This is a genomic window from Brooklawnia sp. (assembly GCF_049651565.1).
Taxonomy (GTDB): Bacteria; Actinomycetota; Actinomycetes; order Propionibacteriales; family Propionibacteriaceae; genus Brooklawnia.
Genome location: NZ_JBASCI010000194.1, coordinates 1 through 5,125, shown reverse-complemented (window position 1 = coordinate 5,125; position 5,125 = coordinate 1). Strand labels below are relative to the sequence as shown.

Below are 5,125 nucleotides of genomic sequence, written 5' to 3'. Positions count from 1 at the left end.
TCGCTGGCCCGGACGGGGGATCCGCCGGTGGGCTCGCCGGGCGCCGTCTTCGGCTTGAGGGTAAATCCCAGGATCAGCAGGCCGATCCCGACCACTATCAGCACGCCGCCGGCGACCTGGGCGATGGCGCCGACCAGCCACCAGCCATAGGCGTTGAGCAGCAAGCCGCGCAGGGTGTTGCCGTCCAGGAAGGTGCCCATCCGGAGGTCCTGCAGTTCGGCGATCTCCTGGGCTGCCGGGTAGTCGGTCGCCGGGTTGGCGATCTCCTGCTCGGCCAGGGCGGTGATCTCGTCAGGGGACAGGTTGGCGTTTGCCGGGTCGGCGCCCAGCTCCTCCTTGAAGGCGTTGGTCTTCTCGGTCACCAGGGCGCCGATGCCGGAGTAGGAGGCCTGCTCGTCGGGCACGCCCGCGGCCTGGGCTCCGGCCCGCATGTGTGCGCGGATGTAGTGGTCGGCGAAGGCCTCGGCCTGCGGGCCGGTGGTCATCATCTCGCCGGCGTGGGGACGCAGGGCCTCGGCGTCTTCCTCAGCGATTCGGCCGGACTGCAGCTGGGCGTCGATGGCCTGCTCGGCGGGCATGGTGATCATCTGATCGGCGAGCTGCTGGCGCACGAAGCTGTGTGCGTAAAGGCCGCCTGCCACAAGCGCCACGCCGATGATCAGCAGGGCGGCGCCGACGATCTTGGCAAGGGTCTTGTAGACCTGAGTTGCCATCGGATTCCTTTCCTGGTCGGGACTCGGCTCCGGACGAGAACAGGACGACAGCGATGGGCGAGTGCCCGTCGCGCTGGGATCGTTTAGTAGTCAAAGCATCAACACCGGCTGGACGCGGGTGTATTCCGCCAGCCGGATTCAATTCTGGGAACCCCGTGGATAGCTGCGTTAGGATGCACAGCGATTACGCTGCGTGATCCCCCGCATTGAGTCAGTGGAGACTGCACGCGAGCGGGCCAGGGCGTCCACCACCGGCCCGCCGGCGGAAGTTTGGGCCGAAGCAGCGGTGTGGTAACGTGACTCGTCGCGCATCGGCTGGGTTCCTCCGCGGTGCGCCACCCAGTGATCGACCAACAAAGAGGCTTACCAGTGGCGAACATCAAATCGCAGAAGAAGCGCGTGCTGACCAACGCGAAGGCGACCGCGCGCAACAAGTCCGTCAAGTCGGCCCTGCGCACCCACGTCCGCAAGTTCCGTGAGGCCGCCGACGCCGGCGACGTCGAGAAGGCGCAGGAGTACGCGAAGGTCGCGAACCGCGCGCTCGACAAGGCCGCCTCGAAGGGTGTCATCCACCCCAACCAGGCCGCCAACCGCAAGTCGGCCATCTCCGCGCGCGCCGCTTCCCTGTAGACCGCCGCATCAGTTCTACGCAACCAGCGCTCCGACCCACTGGGTGGTCGGGGCGCTGGTTGACGTTTCGCGGTCTCCTATAGCCGGGTGGGCGGAGCGTCCGGTCGGCCTTGGCCAGCCGTGTCGCCCGCGCGGCCTGCTTCGGCCAAGTGCGGTGAACCCCGGCCGGAAGACCGGGGATCACTGAGAAGCTGAGGATCTGGCTGGTCTATTCAAGGTCAGGCGTGCTGGTCCTCACCGGTGCTCGGAGGCTGCACCGACCAGTCGGCCGGCTCATCGTCCTCGTCGGCGTCGGCGATCTCCTTGGTCTCCTGCACCTTGCCGGGCTTGTGGTGCGCCGGGGCGTAGATGGAGTAGAGCTTCAGGTCTTCGTCGCCGGTGTTGGTGACGTTGTGCCACTTGCCGGCCGGCACCAGCACCACGTAGTCGTCCTCAAGTTCCTCCTTGAAGTCGAGCGCGTCCTTGCGGTCGCCCATCTGGACCAGACCCTGGCCCTCCTCGACGCGGAGGAACTGGTCTGTGTCGGCATGCAGCTCCAGACCGATCTCGCCGCCCGCCGGAATCGACATCAGGGTCACCTGCAGGTACTTGCCGCTCCACGCCACGCGCCGGTAAGCGTCATTCTCGGTGGTCTCGTCCTCAATGTTGAACACGGTGGGTTCTGGGCCAATGTCCTTGATCATCATCTGTTCTCCTGTCGGGTCGACTGTGTTCTGATCCTAAGTTCGCTCGAGCGTCGACGAACCCCGGCGCGGAGCTCGCACAGGTTAGGTAGGCCTCACCCAGACGTGGTGGACGAGATGGCGAGGACCAGTTGCTCCAGCGCGAAACCCGGGTCGGTCGCCGCACCCTTGACTTCTTCGTCCGCCTTGGCGACGGCCCGGATCGCGAGCGCAACCCGCCGGCTCGACCAGTCGCGGGAGAGCCGGTTCAGGTCCTTCAGCTTCCAGGGCGGGACGCCGACCTGGCGCGCCAGGTCCTGGTCGGAGAACCGGCCGGTCCGGAGCTCCAGGTACTTGCCAAGTCCCCGCAGTTGGCTTGCCAGCGCGCTGGTCACCATCACCGGCGCGACGTCGCCGGTCGCTATCGCCCAGCGCAGCTTCTCGAGCGCGGCTCCCTGGCGTCCGGCCAGCGCGTCCTCGGCGACGGCGAAACTGGTCACCTCGGCGCGTCCCCCAAAGTACCGGCGGACCATGGCGGCGCTGACCTGCTCTCCTTCGTAGTCCGATGACAGTTGGTGGAGCGCGGCGCTGAGCGAGCGCAGGTCTGTGCCGACGGCGTCCACCAGCGACTGGCTGGCCTGGTCGTCCAGCGTCATGCGCAGTTGCTTGGCCTCGGCGGCGACGAACTTGGGCAGCTCCCACGGCTTGATCGGGTCGGCGTTGATGGTCTGCACCTTGGCCTTCTTGAGCGCGTCGAGCAGGGCCTTGCCCTTGACGCCACCGCTGTGCACCAGCACCAGGCAAAGTTCGCCGTGTGGTTCGAGCGCGGTCTGCCTGACCAACGGCAGGGCGTCTTCAGGCAGGCTGGCCAGGTCGGTCACCACGACGACGGCGTCGGTGGCGAACAGGCTGCCTCCGATGAGGTCGGCGAACCGGCCGTCGGCAAGGTCGGGAGCGGCCACCTCGGTCACTTCTGCCTGGGGACGCTCCCGTCGGGCGCGGGAAATGTGTGCCGCCACCGCCCGCTCGGCGAGCAACTGCTCGGAACCCCGAACCAGCAGGGTGCTGCCGAAGACCGTTCTCGCCGCCACGCCCCTATCCTGCCATCCGGTTCGGACACCGGCCCGAGTGGGATGGAGGGCGTCGGTCGGGGCCGTGGCCGAGCCAGGCAGGCCGGCACGGACATCGGAACTGGACTGGCGGCGTGGAAGAGCCAGGCAGGCCGGCGCGGACATCGGAACTGTACTGACGCGGCGTGCTCTTCATCAGGTGACGCAAGCAATAGCCAGCCCCTAGCCTGTAGGAAACACTCTGGCCAGGAGGACACACATGACAATCGGACGGTATTCCATCGGCGCCGGCGATCGCTTCGGCAAGGAAGGGATCGCACAAGTCGCTGCTTTCGAACGGATCAAGCAGGAAGGCGTCGACGTCGACATCGTCTGGAACAAGAGCAACCGCGAGCACACCATCATCGGCACCTCGCCGGCCGACCAGCGCCGCAACGCTGACGAGGCGGTGAAGGCCACCGGCTGGACCGGCCAGTACTTCGTGGACGCCGACCATATCGGCCTGGCCAACGCCGACTGGTTCATCGCGCACTGCGACTTCTTCACCATCGACGTCACCGACTGCATCGGCCGCCCAACCACTCCGGAGGCCACCCAGGAGTTCCTGGCCAAGGCCCAGCAGTTGCGCGGCAACGTCGACATCCCCGGACTGGACCAGCCGATCTCGATCACCGACGAGGTGCTGCAGACCGTCGCCGACCGGTACCTGTTCGGCGTCGAGGAGGCCCGGCGCATCTACGACCACATCAAGGACAACGGCGGAAACCTGCGGCACGTCGAGGTCTCGATGGACGAGTCGCCCGAACGGCAGGGTCCCGCTGAGCTACTGGTAATCCTGTTCGCGATCGCCGAGGCCAACATCCCGATCGACACCGTCGCCGTCAAGTTCGTCGGCCGCTTCAACAAGGGCGTCGACTACGTCGGCGACGTGGACGAGTTCCTGGCAGAGTTCCGCGCCGACGTCGCGGTGATCAAGTACGCAAGCAAGGCCTTCGGGTTGAAGCCGACCCTCAAGATCTCGGTGCACACCGGCAGCGACAAGTTCTCGCTCTACCCGGGCATGGGCCGGATCGTCCGCGAGCTGGACGCCGGTATCCACCTGAAAACCGCCGGCACCACCTGGCTGGAGGAGCTGATCGGTCTGGCTGAGGGTGGCGGCGAGGGGCTGGCCATCGCCAAGGAGGTGTACCGCACCGCCCACGGCAAGTACGACGAACTGGCCGCGCCCTACGCCGACGTCATCGCCATCGCGCCGGAAGAGCTACCCTCCCCAGATGAGGTGGACGGCTGGGACAGTGAGCGGTTCGTGGCCGCGCTTCGCCACGACCAGTCCAACCCCAACTACGATCCGCAGCTTCGGCAGCTGATGCACGTCGGCTTCAAGATCGCCGTCGCCATGGGGCCGCGCTACCTGGAAGCCCTGGACACCCATCGCGCCGAGGTCGAGCGCAACGTCACCGAGAACCTGTACGAGCGGCACATGAAGCCGCTGTTCCTCGGCTGACCGGCGGGCCTCGCTGACCGGGCCGACCGGCCGCTTCCCTCCCTGGATGCGGCCGGTTCGCGTGCCGGCGCTGCGTCACCACCCGGCGGCCGTCAGCCGAGACGGCGATCGCACCCTGCTGGTCGGTGCGGAAGACCGATGATCCGCTGGAGTGCAACAGGCGCAGGGTGGCCGCAGCAGGGTGGCCGTAGTCGTTGCGCTCCCCCACCTGGATCAGCGCGACCGACGCCCCGACCGCCTGGATCAGGGTAGGTTCCTGCTTCGCCGAGCCGTGGTGCGGCACAACCAGCACGTCCGCCCGGACGTCCGCGCCCGATGCCAGCAGTGACTGCTGCCCGGCGAGTTCGATGTCGCCGGTGACCAGCACCCGCAGCCCGGCCACCTCGACCAGTCCGACCACGCCGGAGTCGTTCTCCGCCGGGTCCTCGGGGCCGCTGCTGGGCAGCATGCCCGGGACCGGCCCGGCGGCCAGGGTCGTCCAGCGTGCCGACCCGACCTGCACCGAGTCGCCGGCAACCGTTGGGGTGGGCTGCGGCAGCCCTGCCC

The 5,125-nt window shown here is 67.6% G+C and carries 6 protein-coding genes; 2 read left to right on the top strand and 4 right to left on the bottom strand.

The genetic code is table 11. The features are described from left to right. Positions 1 to 713: hypothetical protein (locus tag WBL05_RS09145; protein ID WP_424225388.1), on the bottom strand; the 713-nt coding region annotated here is incomplete at its 3' end. A 369-nt stretch (positions 714 to 1,082) separates the two neighbouring features. Here WBL05_RS09145 and rpsT point away from each other — a divergent pair. Continuing rightward, the gene (gene rpsT / locus WBL05_RS09140) at positions 1,083 to 1,343 is read left to right on the top strand and encodes a 30S ribosomal protein S20 (protein ID WP_424225387.1); all 261 of its coding nucleotides are present in this window, start codon (positions 1,083 to 1,085) and stop codon (positions 1,341 to 1,343) included. Between the two features lie 218 nt (positions 1,344 to 1,561). Here rpsT and WBL05_RS09135 read toward each other — a convergent pair whose 3' ends face one another. Next, positions 1,562 to 2,029 (bottom strand): cupin domain-containing protein, encoded by a 468-nt coding sequence (locus WBL05_RS09135; protein WP_424225386.1) that lies wholly within the window; start codon positions 2,027 to 2,029, stop codon positions 1,562 to 1,564. 92 nt (positions 2,030 to 2,121) lie between these two features. Next, entirely contained in the window at positions 2,122 to 3,096 is a 975-nt protein-coding gene (gene holA / locus WBL05_RS09130) for a DNA polymerase III subunit delta (RefSeq protein ID WP_424225385.1), read from the bottom strand. A 238-nt stretch (positions 3,097 to 3,334) separates the two neighbouring features. Here holA and WBL05_RS09125 point away from each other — a divergent pair, with 238 nt between their 5' ends. Continuing rightward, complete coding sequence (locus WBL05_RS09125; protein WP_424225384.1) at positions 3,335 to 4,579, top strand: tagaturonate epimerase family protein; 1,245 nt, start codon at positions 3,335 to 3,337, stop codon at positions 4,577 to 4,579. On the opposite strand, the gene WBL05_RS09120 is transcribed toward WBL05_RS09125, so the two are convergent. Next, a partial coding sequence (locus WBL05_RS09120; protein WP_424225383.1) for a ComEC/Rec2 family competence protein occupies positions 4,530 to 5,125 on the bottom strand: 596 nt, incomplete at its 5' end. The genes WBL05_RS09125 and WBL05_RS09120 overlap by 50 nt on opposite strands.

Bases quoted from the DNA above. Each gene is read 5' to 3' on its own strand.
- WBL05_RS09135 (WP_424225386.1), bottom strand. From the start codon at position 2,029: ATGATGATCAAGGACATTGGCCCAGAACCCACCGTGTTCAACATTGAG.
- WBL05_RS09125 (WP_424225384.1), top strand. From the start codon at position 3,335: ATGACAATCGGACGGTATTCCATCGGCGCCGGCGATCGCTTCGGCAAG.